The following is a 23,196-nucleotide window of genomic DNA, read 5'->3' on the forward strand; positions in this document are numbered from 1 at the left end:
AAAGAGAAAAGCGCAGCTCGATATTCGAAGGACCTTGACCAAATTCACTCCTTGACGTTGTTTTCAAGAACCCGGCTGAGCTCGTGAACGGTTCTGGATGTCGGGTCTAGGTACCCGATTCGTTCCCGAGCCTGGCCACCCACCGAGTTCGACGATCCGGGGTTCAGAGGGTGGCTCGACACCGCGCGCCCTCCCGCACTTTCCTCCGCCGAGAGCACACGGACGCCGTCCAGGTTCCGCGGGTCTACACGCGGACCCGGTTCGGAGAGGTGCAGGCTCATGCCGATGGGGGCGATGCGATCCTGGGCCGCGTGCGTCGCGTAGATCTCGCGAGCGTGGAGCTGCTCGGTGACCGTTCCGGGCTTCAGCCCGGCGGACCCCATGGTCACAAAGGCGTCGATCGGCTCTCGAGTGATCTTCAGAGCCTCAGCGGCCGTGTTCGAGCCATACGAGTGTCCGATGAGTACCGTGCGGAGCGGCGGCTCATCCACACGGGCCGCGCTCAACCCATCGAGAAACGACGCCAACGACAATCGGCCGGCGGATGCACGCGCCTGGAACGGTTCCTCGAGGAGTCCCGGGGATCGGTAGCCCACCCAGGTGACCATTCCGATCCCCGGATCCCCTTTGCGGATCCGTGAGAATGCCTTGAACGCATCCTCGATGCCACTCACGTCCGACTTCATGCCGGAGACGAGCACCCCGACGCGGGACGCCCGATCCAGATTGCCGAACGAAACGGCTGCCGTCAGCGCGCCGTCATGTCTGCCGAGATCGAGCAATTGTACTTCTCCCCCACCAGCACGTTCCGCCCGCTCGAGATCACGTCGAATTCCACTGAGTTCCTCCCCGAACTGACGCAGGTCGATCTCCCGCGGGGTGAACCCCATACGTGCCGCGACCTCCGCGAGCCGACCGCGTTGTCGGCGCTCGCCGAGGCCCGTCTCGAGTGCGAATGCGAGAACAGCTCTCGCCGCACGGTTCATGACCCAGAAGGGAATGCCGTCCACGCTCGCGAGCTCGCAGCAGTGCTCATCGATGAGGGCGTTCACTTCCTCGGCGGACCGGGTGGCGACGATCTCGTTCCACACCCGCGCGGCCTCAGTGGGAGCGAGCGTCCCTCCCACCAACGCAGCAAAGGCCTCGCTTCCGAGCAGCACCCTGCCGCTCGAGAATCCGGCGACCGTCGCCGAGACGGCGTTCTCTCGTGTCGTATGGGAGTCGCCCTGCAGGATCAGCGCTCCCAGCGCCGTGCGACTCAGGCTCGCCACGAGCGTCCGTTCGGCTTCCCGACGCTCTTCGACCAGGCGCTCCCAGCGCCGCACGGCGATGGCCATCATCTCAATGGCGTCGTTCCAGACCGCAGCGGCGCCGCGCCACCGGGCCTCGAGCACGCCGGAGCGGCCCGATTCCAACACCAGTGGACCAACACCCAGTGCGGCTCCGCGCCCCGCCGCAGGCGCTCCCACCGGTGGAACCGGCGGCGCAGGCTCTCGCCATGAGAGTTCACAGGAGCAGCCGAGTTCTGTCGCGACCTCGCTGAGTGTTTGAGAGGCACCAGCCATGTGCGCGATCCCCGTCTCGACGGACTCGATGACGGCCCGTGCTTCGCGATGCGTCTGGGCAACCGCGTCGGCGTGTCTTAGCAGTGCTCGCCGTCCCTCCGCAGCCGTGTCCCCCGACAGTTGACAGCCCGAGATCACCGTGGTGCGGAGACGCCGCACCATCTCATTCGTGTGACGAGAGTGCTGCTGGCTCAATTCCCCCGCTGCCCCTTCGAACTCGCGTTCCGCCTGACGGAATCGAGCATCGAGGTCCGCAGCAAAGCCTGCGGCCGCCTCGAACTCCTCAGCGCTGCCGATGATCGGCGATGGGTCGGGTAACACGTCCGCTGCAGTGGGAAGGGTGGTCATCGCGCTCCTCCGCCGAACTCGTTCGCGGTCGCGAACCCTGTGCCGAGCGCTTGCGAGATCGATCGATCGACGCTGTCCGAATCCCGGATCGATGCAGCCACGATGCGCGCTGCGCTCCCCCCGGCGACTGCGACAGCCGACCGCGCGTCTTCCAACGAGCGCATGAAGTTCCCGATCCTCGCGCCTGTGCCGGCCGTCAACGTTTCTGCGGCGAGCGCGGGAATCTCGCGCCGGGTCTCGAGGTGCTGTGCGGCGCGGGTGAGGCACCGCACAGCGGTCCGAGAGTGGGCTTCGACGAGAACCAACTGATCGCTCATCCCTCGGCACCCATTGCTTCCCAGACTTCCGATGGATCAGCGATCTGAACCTCACTGACCCTGCCCGTACGAATCAGCAGACCGCGCCCTGGAGGATCCTCGTCCCGTGCACGGCGGGGGAGCGATTCTCGAAAGGGTCCGCTTCCGTCAGCCGGGTCGGGTTTCAGCGAGATCCCCCATCTCGGGTGCCGAATCGCTGCACCGAACGGGTACGGCGCGGCACCCGGATCGCTCTCGACCAGCATGACCATGTCGGAACGCTTGATAGCGCCCACCAGTGCCGCGAGTCGGGAGAGGACTCGTTCATCGTCGCATTCGGCCGAGCGTTCCACCACGATCAGGGTTCGCAACGCCGATCTCGAACACGTCGGCTCGGGCTGTTCCCGTGCAGCGCCGTCGAGCGCGGCGAGCAGTTCCTCGACCACGGGCAGGACGGCGACGGCTCCGACCGCCGTTCGGTTCCAGGCACATGCTCCGCTGAGGCCGGACCGACCGAAGCTGAGCAGCACCGTCTCCGCCGTCGATCCGCACTTACTGGACCAGCGAGCCCAGGCGGTGACGCAGGTGCGCAGCGCGGTGGTGAGCCCGCTGGACGGAGGTCCGACAACGAGGCAGAGACCTCTGGTCGGCATCGTCACCGGAGAGAGTCCAGCGGTTTCGATGCCGATCACGGGTGCCTCGTCGAGCGTGACCGGGAGCGCAGCCAGGCTGATGCGCCGCGGAGCGTTGCGCAGACGCGGCACTCTCCGGTGGCCCGAGCATTCCAGATCCTGCGCGCAGCGCGCGACCACCTGCCGAAGCCCCCGTCTTTCCTCAGGAGAGGCGAGGAGTGCGAGCTGAAACGTCGTATGCGAACCCAGGATAAAGCCTCTGCCCGGAGGGGCGTCATCGAGTCCTCCGACACGGAGGCCGAGAAGCGCCTGATCACTCTCGGAGACGAGGCGGAGCGCGAGCCGCATTTCGAGGTGTGCTGCGAGCGCGGCGGGTATCGCCGCCGGTCGATCCGTCGTGAGGACGACGTGCACGCCCGCTGCCCGTCCCCGAGCGACGAGCTCGGCGAACCGGGCATACAGCGGCGTGGAGACAGCGGTCGACTCGGTCGCCTCGCGGAAAGCGCTGAGACCCTCGAGTATCAGCACGGCGCTCACCCGGCCGTTGCACGGCGTGTCCAAGAGCGAGTGGAGTCGGTCGATGATGCGCGTCACCAGTTCCATGTTCGAGATGGACGCCACGGCCGCCGTCATCGGGAGCGGTGAGAGGCACTCCAGTTCCCCGCCCGTAGCGTCGATGGCATAGATCTCGATCGGGTGCTTCGGCGATGAGGCTCGAGCGAGTTCGCACGCGATCATGACTACCGCGGAGGTTTTGCCGGTGCCACCCGCCCCGATGATCGCGACGTGACCGACCGCAGGGAAGTCGATCGAGAGCACCGGCTGCAGCTGCCGTTCCGGAAGATCGACCAGCCCGATCACGACGGCTCCGGCTCGACGTTCCGGCGGACTGGGAGGCACTTCGTCCAGCAGAAGAACGCGGGGAAGCGGGTCGAGCCAGGGCCTCCGCGGGGCGGGTACGGCGGCAGCTTCCGCGGCCCCACCGATCGCGAGGCGAAGTCGCTCGAGTTCGTCAACGCGGTCCGGTCGGTTCTCGGACTCGGCGGTGACCGCCGATCCTGGAGCCTCTCGTTCCCCGAACCCGAGCCCCGTGACCGAGACCGTGGCCCTGGCTCGTCGTGACTGACCCGCGCCGCCCAGCCGCCCGGTCTGAAACAGCACAGGGGCGTCGGTGCCGAACCGGACCGCTCCCCTGCCCGGAGCGGTGAGCGGAATCTCCGCGGCGTGCGTCGTGCCGATGACATCCCTGCTCTCGCGTTCATCGGCCATACGGAGCGCGATCCGAATACGGGTGTTCGCCCGCAGATTATCGGTGATCACACCCGCCGGCCGCTGCGTCGACATGATGAGGTGCAGCCCGAGCGAACGGCCGCGCTGCGCGATGTCGACGACACCGTCGACGAATTCGGGTTCCTCACTCGCCAGTGCCGCGAACTCGTCGATCACGATGACGAGGGCCGGAGGCGCGGCGGTGTGCGACACGCGTTCGAGCGACAGCAGATCTTTCGCACCGGCCTCGGCAAGCAGTGCCTCCCGATAACGCAGTTCCGCTCGAAGCGACGTTAGCGCTCGATGGACGAGGTCCGCTGAGAGGTCGGTGACGAGCCCGACGGTGTGCGGGAGCGATGCGCAGGCGGCGAACGCCGCCCCGCCTTTGAAGTCGAACAGCAGGAAAGTGACCTGTTCAGGACTGAGACTCGCCGCGAGGCTCATGATCCAGGTCTGCAGGAAGTCGGATTTGCCCGACCCTGTGGTCCCACCCACCAGCGCGTGCGGGCCGTCCGCACGCAGGTCGATCTGCAGTGGTCCTCCCGCCCCCTGTCCGAGGGTGGCGGTGAGCGGCGACGGGTTCCGATGGCGGCCGGGGTGCCAATCTGCGCGTACCGATTCGGTGGCGCGCCACCCGCGCAGGATCGCCTCGGCTCCTGCCGTGAGATCGACCTCGTGCAGGTCCCGCAGTTCCACGGTTGCAGGGAGCCCCTCGGACATCGCCGGCGGAGCACCGGCGTCGAACAGCGGGGCCATGCGCCGGGCGGTCCGTTCGGCCGCATCCGCGTCGACCGACTCCACGCTTCGCAGTGGGACGGTGTTTCCCGTGCGTACTGAACCGACTCGACCCGATGCGCTGTCGCACTCGACGTAGGTGCGGCAGGCTGCCGGCGCATCGGAGCTGTGCCGCACCACCCAGACACTGTGGATTCCCACGTCGGGGCCGTGCTCCGCGATGCGAAGGAGGCGTGCGCGAGCAACATGCGCGTCGCTCAACACGAGCACCACGAGGATCGGTGACTTCGTCCGTTCGGCGTCGGCCCGTCGCGAGAGCTCCTTCTCGAGCGCCGAGATGAGGGCGGACGCTCCGGCCGCGTCATCGACGAGGTGGGTGACGCCGAGTCCGCTCGCCGCCGCATCGGCGTGCGGGAGCCAGCCGAGCCACGCCCAGTCCAATCCGGTCGCGGCGTCAGCGAACGCCGCCAGCTGGAGGTCTGCGGGACTGTGCAGGCCGACGAGTTGCATGATGAGCGCCCGAGCCGCTCCCAGCGTCTCCTCGCCGACTCCGCAGACCGCGACCGCGCCCGCCTCCGTCAGGCGCTCGACGATCGGTACCGGCTCGATATACGCGAAGTCGCTGACCAGAGCATTGAGTTGCGCTCGCTCGTCAGCACTCCCGTCCTCCGGCGCTGTGAGCCGTGTGCGGCTGACTGCCCTGCCGGTGCCGAGCCTGACCATGAGGAAGGTCTCGTGCTCGACGCGTCTCGTCCAGAGCAGTCGGGTCCGGTACTGCACCGCCCGCAGTATCTCGGGAGTCGCCGGAGCCGCAGACGTCCTCGCGACGATCTCCTGTTCCTGCGCGGCGGCGAGTTCCTGACGCTCACCTGCGATCGCGGCCTGGAATCTCGCCCCCTCGTGCCGCTCACCCGCTCGTCTGCTGACTCGTTCAATTCCCCATGCCGCGCCGGCAAGCACCGGCGACAGCGCGGCGAACACGAGGCTGGTGACCGACTCCGTGACGAACCACATGGCGATCCCGAGCACCGCCGGCGCGATCATCGCCGCAAGCGGCACCCGGGCCGGAGCCGGTCGGGCGGGCGGTTTCGGAAGGACGCGCTCGGTTGCCGCGAACCGGGGCACGACCCGCGGCGGCGGGGTATGCGCCTCATGCGTCGAACGCGGCGGTACTGCAGCTGTCCCTTCGACCGCGGACGGGACATGGGCAAGCGCGTCGATGCGGATGCGGAGACCGACGTCTCCGATGCGCACCTCGCGGGTTCCCTGCGCGGGAACCGCGACCGAGGGCACGGGAACCCCATCGGCGATGACGCCGTTCACCGAGGCGAGATCCCGGATCACCGCTCGATCGCCCACGTCGATCACGCAGTGGCGACGGGAGACGCTCCGATCGCTGAGCCGGATCCGGTTGCGTGCTCCCCTGCCCACCGAGTTCGCCCCCGCCACCAGGCTGAACCGGTCGCCCCGACCAGCACCATCCAGTACCTCCGCGACGCCGAGGATCGGTGTCACGCGCGTCGCGGAGGCCACCGCCGTCGCGAACTCGCGAATGACACTGACCTCCCACCCCGACTGCACTCCGGAGTGCTCGACCGGTGCCCCGGGATCGAGCATCTCAAGGGCGTCGCCGTCGACTGACTGGCCGATCAGGGTAAGGGTTCCGCGACGATGAGAGATCTCGGGATCCGCCGCCGTCGCCTCTTCGGGGAAGCGTCGGATCAACGCGTGCGCGACGTCGCGCACCAGCACGCCTTTCTCGTGCGAGACGGCCACAACGTGGCGCGCTCCCCCGCTCCCGCGTACGCGCAATCGCAATTGCCGTTGCATGACCGGGCCTAGGCGATGCGTGCCGCGATCTCCGCGTCCATGTCGCGCATGGCATTCGCGGTCTGCTGGAGGAATCCCTGGATGTCCGTGAGGTGCTGAGCTGTCTGCTGCGCGGACTGCGTGTACTGGGTGTAGGACTCCGTGAAACGCACCGATGCGAGATCGGTGACGAACCCCGACGACACGAGTTCGCCGATCAGCGCCTGCAGGTGGTTGAGTTTCTCGATGATCTCGTCGCGGCCGGACCCCAGACGCGCCGCGGCCGCCTCGATCTCTGCATAGCTCACCCGAATGTTCGACATTTCTACTCCAGTACTGCGAAGATGCCGCGAAGAACCCCCTCAGTTCGCGTCGGCCACCGTGGCCTTGCCCGGCGGAAGACCGAACGGGTTCAGCTTATCGAAACACTGCGTGCAGAAACAGTTATCCCCAGGTGGCGTCCGAAGTGTATTCGAGCGCGGCCTGGGGACGACCGGTAGAACGCAGGTCTAAGCGGCCAGCCACCCCGGCACGTCGGCGAGGGCGATCTTCTCCTTAGTACCGGCGGCGCGGTCCCAGACCTCGGCGAGCCCCTCAGGCGCGTCCCGCCCGACGACCACCACGCGGGGCACGCCGAGCAGCTCGGCATCGCCGAACTTCACGCCGGGCGACACCTTGGGGCGGTCATCGAAGAGCACATCGAGACCGGCAGCCTCCAGTTCACCGACGAGAGTCTCGGCCGCCTCGTGGATCGCGGGGTCCTTGCCCGTCGCGACGAGGTGCGCGTCGAACGGGGCGACCTCGCGCGGCCAGATCAGACCGCGGTCATCGTGGTTCAGCTCGGCGAGGATCGCCATGATCCGCGTGACGCCGATGCCGTAGGACCCCATCGTGACCGTGACCAGCTTGCCGTTCTCGTCGAGCACTTTGAGCCCGAGCGCCTCGGCGTACTTGCGGCCGAGCTGGAAGACGTGCCCGATCTCCATACCGCGTGCCGTCTCGATGGGCCCCGAGCCGTCCGGGGCCGGGTCGCCGTCGCGCACCGAGGCGATGTCTGCCACGCCGTCGCCGCTGAAGTCGCGGCCCGCAACGAGGAATGCGACGTGCTTCTCGTCCTCGTTCGCACCCGTCACCCAGGTGGTGCCGTCGACGATGCGGGGATCGAGCAGGAGGCGGATCCGCGTGGATCCCGCTTCGCCGAGCACCGGCGTCGCCGAGCCGTCTGCGCCGATCAGCGTCGGCCCGATGTACCCCTTCACCAGGCCGGGGTGCTGCGCGAAGTCGGCGGGCGTCGCCGGCTCGACCTCGCAGTTCGGGAAGGCGACCTCGACGCGTTTCATGTCGGCGTCGCGGTCGCCGGGGATCGCGACCACCACGAGCTCGCGGTTGCCCTCGAGATCGGTGACGGCGAAGACGAGGCACTTCAGGGTGTCCGCAGCCGTCCACGCACGGCCGTCTTCACGGGGCAGCACCTCGTTGGTGTGCGCGACGAGGGTATCGATCGTGGGCGTATCGGGCGAGTCGAAGACGTGCGCCGCAGGCTGCCCCTCGATCGGCAGCGGTTCTGGAGCGGTGGAGACGTAGGCCTCGACGTTCGCCGCGTAACCGCCGGCCGACCGCACGAACGTGTCCTCGCCGATCGCGGTCGGCAGCAAGAACTCCTCGCTCTTCGACCCGCCCATGGCTCCCGCATCGGCGGAGACGATGACGTACTCGAGGCCGAGCCGCTGGAAGATGCGCTCGTAGGCGTCCCGCTGACGCTGGTAGCTCTGCGCGAGCCCCTCGTCGGAGGCGTCGAAGGAGTACGCGTCCTTCATGGTGAATTCGCGCCCGCGCAGCAGCCCGGCGCGCGGACGCGCTTCGTCGCGGTACTTGTCCTGGATCTGGAACAGCGTCAGCGGCAGTTCCTTGTACGAGCTCACGATGTCCTTCACCATGAGGGTGAAGACCTCTTCGTGCGTCGGTGCGAGCAGGTAGTCGGCACCGTGCCGGTCCTGCAGACGGAAGAGCGCGTCGCCGTACTCCTCCCAGCGGCCCGAGATCTCGTACGGTTCACGCGGGAGCAGCGGCGGGAAGTGCACCTCGTGGGCCCCTGCGGCGAGCATCTCATCGCGCACCACGCGCTCGATCTTCTCCTTGACCCGCAGTCCGAGCGGCATCCACCCGAACACTCCCGGCGCCTGGCGGCGCAGGTATCCGGCCCGGACCAGCAGCTTGTGGCTGGGCACCTCGGCGTCGGCGGGATCCTCGCGGAGGGTCTTCAAGAAGTAGTTGCTGAGACGAGTAAGCACGGGTTCCATCGTAGTCCGTCGCGCGGCTGCGCGAGGCCGCACGACGGCGACTCGTAAGCTGGTCGCGTGACCGCCGTTCCGTCCCTGCTCCGCCAGCGCTGGCTGGGACCCGCAGCGGTGCTCGCCCTGGCGCTGCTGCTCCGATTCTGGGCGCTCGGCCGCCCTGACACGCTCGTCTTCGACGAGGTCTACTACGTCCGCGATGCGATCAGCCAGCTCGCGCATGGGTACCCGACGGTCTGGCCGGATCGCGAGCCGAGTCTCGCCGGTGGACGGGCAACGGGGTTCTCGGAGTCGCCGGCGAATGCGGTGCACCCGCCGCTCGGCAAATGGATCATCGGTCTGGGGATCCTGCTCTTCGGGCCGGACAACGGCTGGGGCTGGCGCTCCGCGGTCGCACTCACGGGTGTGATCTCGGTCGCGCTGACCATGCGCCTCGCCTGGAGGATGAGCCGCAGTGTCGTGACGGCCTGCCTCGCGGGTCTACTACTGACGATCGACGGAGTCCACGTGACGCTGTCCCGCGTGGGGCTCCTCGACGGACCGCTGACCTGCGCGATCGTGGCGGGCGCACTGTGCCTGTGGCGGGACCACGAGCGGGATCGGGCAGGACGCTGGTGGCTCAGACCCTGGCTCGTCGCGGGGGCGGTGTGCTTCGGTGCGGCATCGGCGATCAAGTGGTCAGGGATCTACCCCATGGTGTTCCTCTTCCTGTTCATCGCAGTGAGCGACGTTCTGGTGGCCCGGCGCACCGGTGCGCGGCACCCGTGGCTCGGCGCCGCTTTCCGCACGCTGGTCACCGGAATCGGGGCGCTCGTCGTCGCGGTCGCCGCCTACGTCGCGACGTGGACGGCGTGGATCATCACCCCGGGTGGTCACGCACGCGACAGCGCCCCCACCTGGTGGGCGGCGCTGTGGCAGTACCATGCGGAGATGCTCGAGTGGCACAGCACACTCTCGGCCCCGCACCCCTACGACTCGTCGCCGTGGACCTGGCCGCTCGGCCTGATCCCGACGGCGATGCGCCGATCCACCCTCCCTGCCCCTGGAGACGGGACGGCGGGACCGGCCGGCGAGGCTTCGGACTGGCTCTCGGTCGTCTCGCCGCTGCCGAATCTGCTGGTGACGTGGGGCGGTGTCGTCGCACTGCTCGTGCTCGCTGCGGTCGTGGGCATCGCGGGAGTCCGGGCGCTCAGGCACCGCGGCGGCGGCCTGGTCGCGAACCCCCTCGTCGGGGCGGCCGCATTCACGGTCGTCGCCTACCTCTCGGGGTGGCTGCCCTGGGTACTCACGGTGTCCCGCTCCGCGGTCTTCCAGTTCTACGCCGTGGTCCTCACGCCCTTCGCGGCCATCGCGCTCGCACTGCTGCTGGCGGAGCTCATCCGCGCCCCGGAATCGCCGGGGCACCGTCTGCTCCGCTTCGAGCGCGACCCGGGTGCCCTCATGGGGCGCAGGATCGCCGTCGCCATCTTCGTGGTCGTCTCCGTGGCGGTGTCGCTGTTCTTCTTCCCCCTCTGGTCGGGCATGCCCGTGAGCAGCATGTTCTGGCGGCTGCACCTCTGGCTGCCCGACTGGGTGTAACGTCCCGCGAGCCGGCTCGATGGATTAGAGCAGTCTGCGGGAGAGCGCCCAGGCGGTGAGCTCGTGCCGGTTGGACAGCTGCAGCTTGCGGAGCACTTTCGACACGTGGGTTTCCACGGTCTTGACGGAGAGGAACAACTCCGCGGCAACCTCTTTATAGGCGTAGCCGCGAGCGATCATGCGCATGACCTCCTGCTCACGGGCGGAGAGGCGATCGAGTTCGTCATCCACCACAGCGGTCTCCCCGATCCCCGCGCCGAACGCGTCCAGCACGAAGCCGGCGAGGCGGGGTGAGAAGACGGCATCCCCCGCTGTGACGCGCGCGACGGCGTCCGCCACCTCGGCGCCCGTCGCGGCTTTCGTAAGATACCCGCGTGCACCGGCGCGGATGACGGAGACGACGTCGTCCGCGGCATCGGAGACGCTGAGCGCCAGGAACCGTGTGCGTGCGGGGTCGATGACCCCCTGCAGACTTCGGATCACCTCTGCTCCGCCGCCGCCGGCGCCACCCGGCAGGTGCACGTCGAGCAAGACGACATCCGGCTCGGTCTCTCGGATCACCCGCACGGCCTCGTCGACGGTCGCGGCCTCGGCGGAGACTTCGAGGTCAGCTCCGAGATCGGCGCGCAGGCCGGCTCGGAAGATCTGGTGGTCGTCGACGATCACGACCCTGATGGGCTGTTCGCTGGAATTCACGTGGACTCCGTTCCTTGCTCCGGCTGACTCGTCGAACTCGACCGCGGTGCCGACAGCCTGACGGAGGTGCCGGATCCGCCTGGTCCGGCGACGATCCTCGCCGACCCACCCGCGCGCTCCATGCGACCCAGAATCGATTCGCGCACTCCCATCCGACCCTCTGGAAGCGCCTCCAGGTCGATGCCCGGCCCGCGATCGGTGACGTCGATCATGACGCGATCCTGCGCCGCCTCGACATACACCGTCACGGTTCCTCCGGCGTGACGCGCAGCGTTCAGCATGGCCTCTCTGGCCGCAGCGACGAGTGGCTCCGGGGCGTCGACCCCCGGCCCGATGCCCACTGCGACGACTTCGAACCGCACGGCATGCACCTCCTCCAGTGCTGCGGCGTGGGACTTGAGCTCAACATCGACCGCGTCGCGGTCGCGCGCCGGCGCGCCGTCCCCCGTCTGGAAGAGCCACTCCCTGAGCTGCCGCTCCTGGCTGCGAGCGAGACGATCCACGTCGCTCCCGGCCGCGGAGCGTTGCTGGATCAGCGCGAGCGTCTGCAGCACCGAGTCGTGGAGGTGGGCGGCGATCTCCGCGCGCTCAGCCTCTCGCGCTCGGCCAGCACGCTCAGCCATGAGCTCCCGGTTCAGCCGAAGGAGCCACGGCGCGATCGCGAGCGCGACCCCGAGCAGCACCGAGATCGCCGCCGCGATCACGGTCCACGCATTCGGCTGACGCGCCGTGACGAAGAACATGAGCACGCCGACCGCCACCAGCGCGAGCGCGGCCAGCACGCGAGGCACAGCACTGCGGTCGGGTCGCGCGCGGTCCGCGATCTGCCACCACGCGAGTCCGACGCCGACGCAGATCGCGAATGCCGGCAGGATCAGGTCGAGACGCACGTCCACGTTGAGACGCATCAGCACGAGCGCGACCCCCACCGCGAGCAGGCCGAGCCCGAGCAGGACCTCGGCCACCGGGATCCGCCGCTTGACCACCCTCGCGGTCGCAGTCGCAGGAGCATTCGTGCTCGCACGGGGTGCAGCGGCGGGAGGAACCGCGGCAGCGGGAGAGGGGCCGGGCTCTGCTGAAACCGCCGCGGCTCCCGCCGATCCTGCTCCGCTGGGCCGGGTGAAAGCACGCCGCAGCGGGACGACACCGTCGACCTCGCCCTCCTCGGGGACCGTCGCCCACAACCATGCGTACAGCAGGGCGCCCGCACCCCCGAGCAGCGCGAGCGCCGCGAGGACGACGCGCACCTGCACCGGCTCCCACCCGAGATGCCTGGCGAGCCCCGCACCGACACCCGCGATGATGCGGTCGGTGCGCGGGCGCGTCAGCGGTGGTCTGTTCACCCTCTCATCCAAGCACCCCGAGCGCTCACCCGCATCGTTCACGGCGAGGAATCAGGGTCGGGTCAGGGGGAACCCCGATGGCGACGCGAGCGCTCCGACAGCAGACTCGAAGACATGAACGCATCACAGCCTCCCGGGGACCAGACTCCCCCTGACCCGCAGTTCGGGCGATCCGAACGACCTGCCGAAGGCTTCTTCGGTTGGATCCGCGGCCTCGGATTCTCGCGCGCTCAGGATCGCTGGTTCGCCGGCGTCGCCTCGGGTATCGCCGCGAAGATCGGCATCGACCCGCTCATCGTGCGCGGCGTCTTCCTCGTCCTCGCCGTACTCGGCGGCCCGGGCATCCTGCTCTACGTGCTCGGCTGGCTGCTCATGCCCGACCATACCGGCCGCATTCACCTGGAGGACATCGTCCGGGGGCGAGCGTCGACCGGGGTACTGATCACGGCAGTCGTGCTCGCGGCGGTCATCGTGCTCCCGGTCCTCCTGCGCATCGTCGGCCTCCCCTTCGGAGGTTTCGCCCTCTGGGACGTCTGGGGGATGCCCGATTGGATCTCCGCACTGTTCGCCGTCCTGTGGTGGACCGCGCTCGTGGGCGGAGCGATCTGGTTGATCGTGTGGTTCTTCACGAGCGGACCTGGGGCTCCCGGGCGGCAGGCGAGGCCGGCTGACGCACCTGGCGACGCAGGTGCCGAGGCGGGCGGCGACGCCACCGGTCCGAAGTCGGCGTCGACGAACCCTCCGCCGCCGGGCGACGCTGCGGAGCCGTCCAGGGATTGGGCACAGTGGAGCGAGCAGATGGGCCAGCGCGCCGGTGAGTGGGGCGAAGACGTCGGCCGTCGCGCGGCCGAGTGGGGTGAACGGGTGAGCGCCGAGAGCACCGCCAGGCACCGGGCGAGGCGACTGGGAGCGGGCCACATCCTCCTCACCCTGGCGTTCGCGCTCCTCGCGGGCGGCACCGCAGTGGCCGCGGTCCTCAGTGGCTGGGTCGCGCTTCCGCTCTCCGGTGATGCCAGTCAGACCTGGCTTGCGTACGTGGTCGGCGGCGTGATCGCACTCGCGGTCATCGGGCTCTCCCTCATCGTCGCGGGCGCTCGCGGCAAGGACGGCGGCATCCTCGTCTTCTTCTCGTGGTGCGGGGTCGTCGCACTGCTCTTCACCGCCATCTTCCCGTCCGGCTCCGCGTTCCAGCCGTTCGGGCAGCGCACCGTCACAATCTCGTCTGACGGCGACGCTCCCGGCGTCACGATGATCGCGGGCAACGCGACCGTCGACCTCTCAGACCTGGACGACAGCACCAGCGCCGTCGACACGGAGATCTGGGTGCTCGCCGGGCAGGCGCGCCTCCTCCTCCCCGAGGATCGCCCGACCATCGTCGATGTCCGCCTCCTGGCCGGCAACATCACCGAACGCGGCACCGACTCCGACGGACGACAGAGCTCAGGGGTGCTCCTGCACCGCACCATCACCGCAGGCTCCCCCGTCACCGGTTCCCGAGCCTCCGCCTCGGACGACGCGGCCCACGTGACGATCCGACTCGCGTTCGGCACCGCCCGCATCTCCGACGATCCCGTCGATGTCACGACCGCCGACGCGGCACCCATGACCACACTCGCATCCGAGGAGGCACTGCGATGAACACCACTCCACTCGAACCACCCGAGCCAGCCGACGCTCAGCCCGCTGAGCCGCAACCCGCTGGGCCGCAGCCCGCTGAGCCGCACGCCGTCGACGCGGACCCGGCGCCCGACAAACGATCGGGTGCGAGCACGGGAACCATCGTCTGGGGCGTCCTCATCCTGGCCTTCTGCGCTGTGGTACTCCAGCAGACGCTCGCCCCCGGTACCGTCGACCCCGGTATGTGGGTCACCGGCGTCGTGCTGGGACTCGGAGCACTGCTCCTGGTCGTCGCAGTGGCCGTGATCCTGCGCGGCCGCCGCTGACGCCGCCCGATTCCGCGCTCAGTCGTTCTCGAGGCGCGGGATCGGGCGCGTCTGCGTATTGATCCAGTGCAGGGGCACCTCTATCTCGACCCGAGTGCCGCCGGCGACGTCGGGGCTCCAGGTGATCGACCCGCCCAGTTCGCCCTCGATGAGGGTCCGCACGATCTGCGTGCCCAGCCCATCCCCGACGGTTCCGCCCGGCAATCCGGTGCCGGTGTCCACGACCTCGACGAGCAGACGGCGGTCATCGCGATCCGCGCGGACGAAGACTTCGCCCTCGCGGCCGGCCAGACCGTGCTCGACCGCATTGGTGACGACCTCCGTCAGCGCGAGCGCCAGCGGTGTCGCGTACTCGGATGGGAGCTCGCCGAAGGTCCCCTCTTTGCGGGGATGGACGGTGGTCCCGTGGAGGCTCGCGACCTCGGCGGCCAGGCCGACGACCCGATCGAACACCACATCGAAGTCGACGATCTGCGAGAGGCCGGTCGACAGGGTGTCGTGCACGACGGCGATTGCGGCGACGCGGCGCATGGCCTGCCCCAGCACCTGCTTCGCCTCCTCGGCTCGAGCGCGGCGCGCCTGCACTCTGAGCAGCGACGCGACGGTCTGCAGGTTGTTCTTGACGCGGTGATGGATCTCGCGGATCGTGGCGTCCTTCGTGATGAGCTCCTGCGCCTGCTGCCTGATCTCGGTGACATCGCGGGTGAGCACGATCCCCCCGGCACGGTGCCCGTCACGGATGACCGGGATCGACCGGAGGGTCACGGTCCGCCCGAGCGCCTCGAGGTCAGCGCGCTTCGCGATCTTGCCCTGCGCGATGAGCGGCAGGCTCTCGTTCGTGTCGAACTGACCACGCACGATCTCCGCGACGGCGTCGGGGAAGCTCTCGCCCTCCAGCTCATCGCGGTAGCCGAGAAGGTTGAAGGTTGACTGCGTGTTCGGGCTCGCGAACTGGACGATGCCCTCCGGATCGACGCGCACGAGTCCGTCGGCCGCGCGGGGCGCGCCGCGCTCGCGCCCGCGACTCGTACCTGGAGAAGGGAAGTCTCCGTGCTGGATCATCGTGAAGATGTCGAGCGCGCACTCCCGGAACGCGGCTCCGATCCGCGACGCGTTCCGCGCGTCGGAGACGCTCGTGTGCAGCGTGATCACCGCGAACGGCTGCGACGGGTGACCCTCACTGTCGCGGCGGGCGACCGAGTACGCCGTCAAGCGCATCGGGTTCTCCTCGTACCAGGCGGGAGCGGTGGAGTTCACGGGCTCGCGCGTCTGCATGGCCTCGTCGACGAGGTCCTGCCAATCGGGCCGCAGGTACTCCCCCAGGATGTCGCGGTAGAACATCGTCACCGAACCGGCTGGCCGACTGTGCGCGACGGCGAGGTAGGTGCCATCGGGCGTCGGCGCCCACAGCACGACGTCGCCCAGGGCGAGGTCGGCGAGCAGCGGCCAGTCGAACATGAGCAGTTCGAGCCAGTCGATCTCTTCCTCGTTCAGGCTGGAGTATTTCTCGGCAAGTTTCCGCAGTGTCGACACGGGAAGTAGCCTACCGCCCGTGGCTCACGGGCCCTGCGCATTCGCGCACAGGGAAACATCTCGCTTGACACTCTTCACCCACTGTTTTCTATGGTGGGGTCATCACTCGCGGCCGCAGGGGGACACCCCAGGGGGACGGGACCGCTTCACCGCACCCACTGGAACAGGAGCGCCTGCCTTGCCCGGACACCCGCCCCGAACCTCACGCGCCGCGACCGCGCCGAGCACTCCCCCGGCGATCCCTCCTCCGCCGCGCGCCTTCATCGCGGCCCTCGCGGTGCACGCGGTGGAGGTGCTCGAGGGGAGCCGTCCCTTCACCCAGCTCCGCGGCCGCCTCTCGACGGCAGCCGCGGAACAGCTGCTCTTCCAACGCCAGCTCCGAGCTGAACGTCGAGCGGTGCATCGCGATCGCCGCCGCATCGTTCCGCACCCCGGCTCGGTCTTCACCTCGGAGCCGCGGCCCGGGGCGATCGAGGCGAGCGTGACGGTGTACGTCGGCCGCCGCGCGATCGGGGTCGCGATGCGCCTCGAACTCACGCACGGCCGCTGGCGCGCCGAAGTGCTCGGGGTGATGTGACGATGCCAGGATCAGGCCCGGCCGGACTCCGCCCGCAGCTTCGCGACCTCGTACAGCGTGACGCTCGCGGCAACGCTGGCGTTCAAGGACTCAGCGGCACCGGTGATCGGAATCGACACCAGGGCGTCGCAGTGCTCCGACACCAGTCGGGAGAGGCCCTTGCCCTCGCTGCCGATCACGAGCACGAGCGGCCGGTCGGCGAGATCGAGTCCCGGCAGCGAGACGTCGCCGTCCCCGTCCAGCCCGACGACGAAGACGCCCTGCTTCTTGAAATCCTTCAGCGTCTGGGTCAGGTTGCCCGCCATGGCGACGGGAATTCGCGCTGCAGCACCGGCGGAGGTGCGCCAAGCGGCCGAGTTCACCGGCGCAGCGCGGCGCTGCGGCACGATGACGCCGTGACCGCCGAATGCCGCAACCGAACGGATGATCGCGCCCAGGTTGCGCGGGTCCGTCACCCCGTCGAGAGCCACGAAGAGCGGCGTCTGATTCCGGTCGACCGTCTTCTCGAGCAGGTCGATCGGGTGCGCGTACTCGTACGGCGGCACCTTCAACGCCACGCCCTGGTGCACCGTGTCCCGGGACACCATACGGTCGAGCTCGGGGCGCATCACCTCGAGCACGGGCAGGTTGGACTTCACCGCGAGGCTCAGGATCTCTCGGAACCGATCATCCATCTCGACCTTGGCCGCGATGTAGAGCGTCGTGGCAGGCGACTTCGTGCGAAGCGCCTCCAACACCGCGTTCCGGCCCGTGACGAGCTCGGAATCGTCCGACTGCTGAGGCGCCCTGCCGCGGCGCTCGCCGGAGTCCCGGCCGCCACCGCCGTGCCGCTGGCGCGCAGCGTCATAGCGCTCGCGTGCCGCCTTCGCCTTGCCCGCGGGGTGATACGGCCGATCCTCGGCCTTCGGCGTAGGCTTCTTGCCCTCCAGCGCCTGCCGGCCCTGACCTCCCGACCCGACGGCCTTGCCGCGGCTCTTCTTGCGTACGGCGCCTGGGCGCCCCTTCTTCGTGTTCATGTCAAGCTCCAGCGGGTTCCGGTCGGACTGTCTTCGATGGTGACGCCAGCGTGCTGCAGGCGGTCGCGAATGGTGTCGCTCAGGGCGAAGTCTTTCGACGCCCTGGCGGTAGCTCTGTCGGCGATGAGGCCCTCGATCAGGGTGTCGAGCACGGATGAGGCACGGTCATCGGCGACCGCCCCCGCTCCTCCGGCCCACTGCTCGGCGCGCGCATCCACTCCGAGCACGTCGATCATCGCCGCGACCTGGGATGCGGCGGCGATCGCGGCTTCGAGGTCGCCCCCATCCAGCGCGGTGTTCCCCGCGCGCACGGTCTGGTGCAGCACGCCGAGGGCCTGCGGCACGCCGAAATCGTCGAGCATCGCCGAGGTGAAGGCTTCGGGAAGGTCATCCGCGCTCGCAGCACCGTTCAGGGCAGCGAACCCGGCGTCGTCGCCCGACGCCCGCTCGACGCGCTCCAGAAAACCCTCGATACGCGAGAGCGCCGCCTCGGCCTCGGCAAGCGATTCGGCGCTGAACTCCAGGGTGGAGCGATAGTGCGCCGAACCGAGAAAGTACCGGAGCACGATCGGACGCGCCTGCTGCAGCAGATCCGCCGCGAACAACGAGTTGCCGAGCGACTTCGACATCTTCTGCCCGCCAGTGTTGACCAGACCGTTGTGGATCCACAGGCGCGCGAACGGATGCCCCGCCGCGTTCGACTGGGCAAGCTCGTTCTCGTGGTGCGGAAAACGGAGGTCGAGCCCGCCCCCGTGGATGTCGAACTCATCGCCCAAATAGCGGGTCGACATCGCCGAGCACTCGATGTGCCAGCCGGGCCGACCGCGGCCCCACGGGGATTCCCACGAGGCCGAAGCCGGCTCGTGGTCGCGGTGCGCCTTCCACAGCGCGAAATCGCGCGCGTCGCGTTTGCCGACCGGCTCGCTGTCGGCAGCCTCCTCCATCTGGTCCCGGCTCTGTCGCGTCAGCGCACCGTACTCGGGCCAGCTGCCGGTGTCGAAGTACACGCTGCCCGAGCCGTCCTCGGCGACGTACGCGTGACCACGCTCGATGAGGCGCTCGATGAGATCGATCATCTCCTGGATATTGGCGGTCGCGCGGGGCTCGTAGGTGGGCGGCAGGACGCCGATCGCGTCGTATGCCGCAGTGAAGTCGCGCTCGACCCGGTAGGCCAGCGCCCACCACTCCTCGGGGGCGCCCGCCGCGGCAGCGGTGCGCGCGCCCTCGAGGATCTTGTCGTCGATGTCGGTGACGTTGCGGATCAGCGTGACCCGGTACCCGCTCGCCGTGAGCCACCGGCGGATCTGGTCGTAGACCAGCGCGCTGCGCAGGTGCCCGATGTGCGGCGCCGACTGCACCGTCGGCCCGCAGACGTACAGGCCCACCTCGCCCGGGGTCACCGGGTCGAGGTCGAGGAGTTCCTGACGCTTCGAGTCGTAGATGCGCTGATTCACAGCCTCTACCCTACTGGTCGCCGGTCCGAGGCCCACGCGGGCGGGCCAGTCGGACTCGGCCGGGCGCCCGTCAGCGGAGCTCGCCCCCGAGGAAGTACTCGACGTATTTCGCGATGTCGACGGCGTGGTCGCCGAACCGCTCGTGATAGCGGCTCGCGAGCGTGGCGTCGACGACCCCGGTCGGGTTGTCGGAGAGCTTGTTGCTCAGCACCTTCTCGAAGACGCGGGCGTGCAACTCGTCGAGATCGTCGTCCAGGTCTCGGATCTCCGCGATCGCGCGCGGCTCCTGCGTCCGGAGGAGTTCCACGAGCTTGCCCGCCATGACCACATCGACCTCTCCCATGCGGAGGAAGATGTCGGTGAGGCCGCTCGGCACTGCACTCTCGGGGTACCGGTAGCGCGCGAGCTGCGCGATGTGCCCCGCGAGATCCGACATGCGCTCGAGCGAGGCGCTCATGCGGAGAGCCCCCACCATGAGCCGCAGGTCTGAGGCGACGGGTTGCTGGCGCGCGAGGATGTCGATGGAGAGGTCGTCGAGCGAGGCCACGCGACGCTCCACCTCCTCATCGCCGTCGATCACCTGTTCGGCGAGCGCCACGTCGGAGTGCGAGAACGCCGTGGTCGCCTTCTGGATCGACTCCTCGACCAACTCGGCGATCTCGACGAGGCGCTCCTGCACCTCGCGCAACGACTGCTGGAACACTTCGCGCATGCGATTCCCTTCTCGGACTGACGGGCTGGGCCGACGGGTGCAGCCACAGTGCTTCCAGTGTGACCATCGGCGGTGAACGCCGGCAGGAGCACAGGTGAACAATTGCTGAACTCGTCGTGCGGCGTCGGGAGTCCACTCTACGATGAAGACATGTCCCCGACCATTCTCGTGCTCGCGTCAGTCGGACTCGGCGTGGCCGTGGGGGCGCTCGTCACGGCGACGATCCTCGCGGCCCGCTCGGCTGGCCGTCGGCGCGCCCGCATGATGAGTCCGGAGCTGCCCGAGGCGGCAGTGACGATCCTGCACGAGATCGATACGTTCGCCGTGATCCTCGACGCGTCCCTGAGTCCGGTCTATGTCAATCCGGCGGCCCGCGACGAGCGCCAGGTCAGCGGGGAAGAGCTGCGCGAACCCGAGTTCCTGCGCCGCGCGCGGCAGGTGATGTCGACGGGGATCGCGGATACGCGCGAACCAAACACTGAAGACCCGTCGAACACCGTGCGGGTCCACATCATCAAGCTCGCCCAGCGATTCCTCGTCGTGCTCGCCGAGGACCTCGGCGAGGAGCAGCGGGTCAACGCAATGCGGCGGGACTTCATCGCGAACGTCAGCCACGAACTCAAGACGCCGATCGCGGCGATCGGCCTGCTCGCCGAAGCCGTGAAAGAAGCGGCCGATCAGCCGACCACGGTGCGGAAATTCGCGAACTCGCTCATGAAGGAGTCGAGGCGGCTCGGAGACCTCTCCCGCGACATCATCCACCTCTCGGAGGCGCAGTCGACACTGAAACCGGAGGACCGCGAGCGCGTCGATCTGCGAGAGCTCGTGCGCACGGAAGTCGAGGCGCATCGGGGGTACGCGACCGCGAGCAGCGTCGATCTCGTCGTCACCGAGCCCAGGTCGCCCGAACGCGAACCCGTCATCCAGGGCAAGCCCTCGTCTTTGTCGGTCGCGGTCGCGAACCTGCTGAGCAATGCGATCCAGCACTCGCCGGACGGCGGACGCGTGGGTGTCGGCATGGAGGTCACGCGCAAGCAGATGGTGGTGACCATCACGGATCAGGGCGCAGGCATTCCGCCGGAACACCTGCCCCGTATTTTCGAGCGGTTCTACCGCCTTGATGAGTCGCGGAGCCGGGAGGGCGGCGGCACCGGTCTCGGCCTCAGCATCGCACGGCACACCATGCGCGCGCACGGCGGCGACGTCGACGTGTGGTCGCAGCCCGGTGTGGGGTCGAGCTTCACGCTGACCTTCCCCCTCCTCGACGAGGATCCGCAGCGCGCCAAGAAGCGCGCCAAGAAGAAGATCAAGAAGGCCGTCGAACCGGCCGAACCGACACGGAGTTCCGTATGACGCAACGCATCCTGCTCGTCGAGGACGAGGAGTCCATCTCGGGTCCGCTCGCGTTCCTCCTGGAACGGGAGGGCTTCGAGATCACGGTCGCCGATACCGGCCCCGACGCCGTCAGGCTCTTCGAGGAGTCGTCGTACGACCTGATCCTGCTCGACCTGATGCTCCCCGGGCTGCCGGGGACCGAGGTGTGCCGCACCATCCGCGCGGTCTCGCAGGTGCCGATCATCATGCTGACCGCGAAGGACAGCGAGGTCGATATCGTCGTCGGTCTCGAGCTCGGCGCTGACGACTACATCACGAAGCCCTACTCGACCCGAGAACTCCTCGCCCGAGTGCGCGCAGCCCTCAGGCGAAGTGCGGCACCCGCGGATGCCGAGGCGGCTCCATCCGACAGCGACGGCGTGCTCGACGAGCTCGACGTGCGGCTCGATACCGAGCGCCACACCGTCCGCGTGCGCGGCGAGGAGGTCGCGATGCCACTCCGGGAGTTCCAGCTTCTGGAACTCCTGATGCGCAACTCGGGGAGGGTGCTCACCCGCGGACAGTTGATCGATCTCATCTGGGGCAGCGACTACTACGGCGACACGAAGACGCTGGACGTCCACGTGAAGCGCATCCGCTCCCGCATCGAGACGGACCCGAAATCCCCCCGCATTCTGTCCACCGTGAGAGGTGTGGGGTACCGCTTCAACTGAGCGGATCCGCATTCCGCGCACTCGCTGGTCTCGGCGCTCCGCGGCGCCTCAGCTCCTCGAACTCACCGTCGAACACTTCAACGCCGAGCTCTCAAGGACGCTGGATTAGGAGTTGTCGTTCTCCTCGGCAGTGCCGGCATCCTGGTCCACACCCGGTTCGATCACGGTGCCGGAGCTGCTCTCCTCCTCATCGGAGTCCATGCTCACCTCGGAGTCGCTGATCACGAAGTCGCGGTACTCCTGCAGGGTGCCGTCGAGCACGGGAATGTTGTGCTCGACCTCGTCAGCGCCGGCGACCTGGAAGAAGGCCGTCACGGTCTCCCCCGGCTGCACGTCGTCGAGCGTCACGAGCGTCGGCTCCTCATCGCCCTCCGGGTCCCCGAAGAGTGTGGTGCCTGGCTCGATCGTGAAATCGGCCGAGGCGAAGCCCGATCCGCCGTGCTCCATGTTCACGGTGAGCTCGATGTCGGAGGAGCCGATGTTCACGCCGGTGAAGACCACGTTGAAGTTCTCACCGGACTCGTCGGCGATGAGCATCATGTTGCGCACGTCGGCCCCACCGACGGAGACGTCGATGCCGTCGCTCGGTGCGTAGGGGATCGAGGTCGCCACGGGGGCGATGAGGCTGCAGCCCGAAGCCCCCACGGTCAGGCCGGCGGCGAGAACAATGGCCGAGACGGTCCGAAGCTTCAAGGTGGTCCTCCGAGCGGTTCTTGCGGTGATTCACGGGTAATCCCCATGACAGTTTGAATTCATCTTATCCGCTGACGCTTCTCCGCCGCAGCTTAGGTAAGCCTAAGTCACGTGAAACACTGTGGTATTCTAGGGGTTGGATTGAATAAGGAGCCACTCGATGCAATTTGAGGTCGGAGAGACCGTCGTCTACCCCCACCACGGCGCTGCGAAGATCATTGAAACCAGGACCCGCAAACTCGGCGGGGAGGAGAAGCTCTTCCTGAAGCTGCAGGTGAACCAGGGCGATCTGACGATCGAGGTTCCCGCTGAGAACTGCGACCTGGTGGGCGTGCGCGACGTCATTGATAAGGACGGACTGGAGCAGGTGTTCGAGGTGCTCCGCGCCCCGTTCACTGAAGAGCCGACCAACTGGTCCCGCCGATACAAGGCGAACCTGGAGAAGCTGGCATCCGGCGATGTGATCAAGGTCTCCGAGGTCGTGCGCGACCTGTGGCGCCGCGATCAGGAGGTGCGTTCGCTCTCCGCCGGCGAGAAGCGGATGCTCGCGAAGGCGCGGCAGATCCTCGTTTCCGAGCTGGCTCTCGCCGAGAAGACGGACGAGGACAAGGCATCGGAGATGCTTGACGAGGTACTCGCGTCCTGACGCGACCCG

Annotated in this window: 19 protein-coding genes; 7 read left to right on the forward strand and 12 right to left on the reverse strand. The window is 68.4% G+C overall.

Annotated elements, in window-relative coordinates; genetic code table 11:
• Positions 1-44 precede the first annotated feature (44 nt).
• The 5 genes from K8P10_RS11280 to K8P10_RS11300 form a co-directional block, all read right to left on the reverse strand.
• Positions 45-1,913 carry an alpha/beta hydrolase gene (locus tag K8P10_RS11280; RefSeq protein WP_224779014.1) on the reverse strand — a complete coding sequence of 623 codons (1,869 nt, stop codon included), beginning with the start codon at positions 1,911-1,913 and terminating at the stop codon, positions 45-47.
• Complete coding sequence (locus K8P10_RS11285; RefSeq protein WP_224779015.1) at positions 1,910-2,230, reverse strand: hypothetical protein; 321 nt, start codon at positions 2,228-2,230, stop codon at positions 1,910-1,912. Before K8P10_RS11285 ends, K8P10_RS11280 begins: the two co-directional genes overlap by 4 nt.
• On the reverse strand, positions 2,227-6,621 hold the full coding sequence (locus tag K8P10_RS11290; RefSeq protein ID WP_224779016.1) for an FtsK/SpoIIIE domain-containing protein: 4,395 nt from the start codon (positions 6,619-6,621) through the stop codon (positions 2,227-2,229). The genes K8P10_RS11285 and K8P10_RS11290 overlap by 4 nt, the downstream gene beginning before the upstream one ends.
• Positions 6,622-6,683: 62 nt before the next feature.
• Positions 6,684-6,977: a WXG100 family type VII secretion target gene (locus K8P10_RS11295; RefSeq protein WP_224779017.1), complete on the reverse strand. Its 294-nt coding sequence runs from the start codon at positions 6,975-6,977 to the stop codon at positions 6,684-6,686.
• Positions 6,978-7,163: 186 nt separating this feature from the next.
• Entirely contained in the window at positions 7,164-8,945 is a 1,782-nt protein-coding gene (locus K8P10_RS11300) for a proline--tRNA ligase (protein WP_224779018.1), read from the reverse strand.
• Between the two features lie 66 nt (positions 8,946-9,011).
• Between K8P10_RS11300 and K8P10_RS11305 the strand changes: the two genes are divergently transcribed.
• A complete protein-coding gene (locus tag K8P10_RS11305) occupies positions 9,012-10,526 on the forward strand; it encodes a phospholipid carrier-dependent glycosyltransferase (RefSeq protein ID WP_224779019.1) in 1,515 nt (504 codons plus the stop codon).
• A 24-nt stretch (positions 10,527-10,550) separates the two neighbouring features.
• Here the strand turns inward: K8P10_RS11305 and K8P10_RS11310 are convergent, their stop codons facing one another.
• A complete protein-coding gene (locus K8P10_RS11310; RefSeq protein WP_224779020.1) occupies positions 10,551-11,222 on the reverse strand; it encodes a response regulator transcription factor in 672 nt (223 codons plus the stop codon).
• Positions 11,219-12,565 (reverse strand): ATP-binding protein, encoded by a 1,347-nt coding sequence (locus tag K8P10_RS11315; RefSeq protein WP_224779021.1) that lies wholly within the window; start codon positions 12,563-12,565, stop codon positions 11,219-11,221. The genes K8P10_RS11310 and K8P10_RS11315 overlap by 4 nt, the downstream gene beginning before the upstream one ends.
• 114 nt (positions 12,566-12,679) lie before the next feature.
• Between K8P10_RS11315 and K8P10_RS11320 the strand changes: the two genes are divergently transcribed.
• Both K8P10_RS11320 and K8P10_RS11325 read left to right on the forward strand, forming a co-directional pair.
• Positions 12,680-14,203: a PspC domain-containing protein gene (locus tag K8P10_RS11320; RefSeq protein ID WP_224779022.1), complete on the forward strand. Its 1,524-nt coding sequence runs from the start codon at positions 12,680-12,682 to the stop codon at positions 14,201-14,203.
• Positions 14,200-14,508, forward strand: a complete 309-nt coding sequence (locus K8P10_RS11325; RefSeq protein ID WP_224779023.1) for a hypothetical protein — start codon at positions 14,200-14,202, stop codon at positions 14,506-14,508. Before K8P10_RS11320 ends, K8P10_RS11325 begins: the two co-directional genes overlap by 4 nt.
• A gap of 18 nt (positions 14,509-14,526) precedes the next feature.
• Here K8P10_RS11325 and K8P10_RS11330 read toward each other — a convergent pair whose 3' ends face one another.
• On the reverse strand, positions 14,527-16,041 hold the full coding sequence (locus K8P10_RS11330; protein WP_224779024.1) for a sensor histidine kinase: 1,515 nt from the start codon (positions 16,039-16,041) through the stop codon (positions 14,527-14,529).
• Positions 16,042-16,219: 178 nt separating this feature from the next.
• On the opposite strand from K8P10_RS11330, the gene K8P10_RS11335 reads away from it, so the two are divergent.
• On the forward strand, positions 16,220-16,618 hold the full coding sequence (locus tag K8P10_RS11335) for an Rv3235 family protein (protein ID WP_224779025.1): 399 nt from the start codon (positions 16,220-16,222) through the stop codon (positions 16,616-16,618).
• 11 nt (positions 16,619-16,629) lie between these two features.
• Here K8P10_RS11335 and rlmB read toward each other — a convergent pair whose 3' ends face one another.
• The 3 genes from rlmB to phoU form a co-directional block, all read right to left on the reverse strand.
• Positions 16,630-17,634, reverse strand: a complete 1,005-nt coding sequence (gene rlmB / locus K8P10_RS11340; protein ID WP_224779026.1) for a 23S rRNA (guanosine(2251)-2'-O)-methyltransferase RlmB — start codon at positions 17,632-17,634, stop codon at positions 16,630-16,632.
• A complete protein-coding gene (gene cysS / locus K8P10_RS11345) occupies positions 17,631-19,088 on the reverse strand; it encodes a cysteine--tRNA ligase (RefSeq protein ID WP_224779027.1) in 1,458 nt (485 codons plus the stop codon). Before cysS ends, rlmB begins: the two co-directional genes overlap by 4 nt.
• A 70-nt stretch (positions 19,089-19,158) precedes the next feature.
• Positions 19,159-19,800: a phosphate signaling complex protein PhoU gene (phoU, locus tag K8P10_RS11350; protein ID WP_224779028.1), complete on the reverse strand. Its 642-nt coding sequence runs from the start codon at positions 19,798-19,800 to the stop codon at positions 19,159-19,161.
• A gap of 150 nt (positions 19,801-19,950) precedes the next feature.
• On the opposite strand from phoU, the gene K8P10_RS11355 reads away from it, so the two are divergent.
• Positions 19,951-21,153 carry a cell wall metabolism sensor histidine kinase WalK gene (locus K8P10_RS11355; protein ID WP_224779029.1) on the forward strand — a complete coding sequence of 401 codons (1,203 nt, stop codon included), beginning with the start codon at positions 19,951-19,953 and terminating at the stop codon, positions 21,151-21,153.
• Positions 21,150-21,848, forward strand: a complete 699-nt coding sequence (locus K8P10_RS11360) for a response regulator transcription factor (RefSeq protein WP_224779030.1) — start codon at positions 21,150-21,152, stop codon at positions 21,846-21,848. Before K8P10_RS11355 ends, K8P10_RS11360 begins: the two co-directional genes overlap by 4 nt.
• Before the next feature lie 105 nt (positions 21,849-21,953).
• Here K8P10_RS11360 and K8P10_RS11365 read toward each other — a convergent pair whose 3' ends face one another.
• Positions 21,954-22,541, reverse strand: coding sequence for a DNA modification methylase (locus K8P10_RS11365; RefSeq protein WP_224779031.1), 588 nt, complete (start codon positions 22,539-22,541; stop codon positions 21,954-21,956).
• A gap of 160 nt (positions 22,542-22,701) precedes the next feature.
• Between K8P10_RS11365 and K8P10_RS11370 the strand changes: the two genes are divergently transcribed.
• Entirely contained in the window at positions 22,702-23,187 is a 486-nt protein-coding gene (locus K8P10_RS11370; protein WP_208237642.1) for a CarD family transcriptional regulator, read from the forward strand.
• The last annotated feature ends 9 nt before the right edge of the window (positions 23,188-23,196 follow it).

The sequence above is a fragment of the Leucobacter sp. Psy1 genome (assembly GCF_020096995.1).
Taxonomy (GTDB): Bacteria; Actinomycetota; Actinomycetes; order Actinomycetales; family Microbacteriaceae; genus Leucobacter.

Excerpts from the sequence above, each read along its gene's own strand:
- K8P10_RS11360 (WP_224779030.1), top strand. The coding sequence starts at position 21,150 with ATGACGCAACGCATCCTGCTCGTCGAGGACGAGGAGTCCATCTCGGGT.
- rlmB (WP_224779026.1), bottom strand. The coding sequence starts at position 17,634 with ATGAACACGAAGAAGGGGCGCCCAGGCGCCGTACGCAAGAAGAGCCGC.
- K8P10_RS11320 (WP_224779022.1), top strand. The coding sequence starts at position 12,680 with ATGAACGCATCACAGCCTCCCGGGGACCAGACTCCCCCTGACCCGCAG.
- K8P10_RS11355 (WP_224779029.1), top strand. The coding sequence starts at position 19,951 with ATGTCCCCGACCATTCTCGTGCTCGCGTCAGTCGGACTCGGCGTGGCC.
- K8P10_RS11325 (WP_224779023.1), top strand. The coding sequence starts at position 14,200 with ATGAACACCACTCCACTCGAACCACCCGAGCCAGCCGACGCTCAGCCC.
- K8P10_RS11280 (WP_224779014.1), bottom strand. The coding sequence starts at position 1,913 with ATGACCACCCTTCCCACTGCAGCGGACGTGTTACCCGACCCATCGCCG.
- phoU (WP_224779028.1), bottom strand. The coding sequence starts at position 19,800 with ATGCGCGAAGTGTTCCAGCAGTCGTTGCGCGAGGTGCAGGAGCGCCTC.
- K8P10_RS11295 (WP_224779017.1), bottom strand. The coding sequence starts at position 6,977 with ATGTCGAACATTCGGGTGAGCTATGCAGAGATCGAGGCGGCCGCGGCG.
- K8P10_RS11285 (WP_224779015.1), bottom strand. The coding sequence starts at position 2,230 with ATGAGCGATCAGTTGGTTCTCGTCGAAGCCCACTCTCGGACCGCTGTG.
- K8P10_RS11370 (WP_208237642.1), top strand. The coding sequence starts at position 22,702 with ATGCAATTTGAGGTCGGAGAGACCGTCGTCTACCCCCACCACGGCGCT.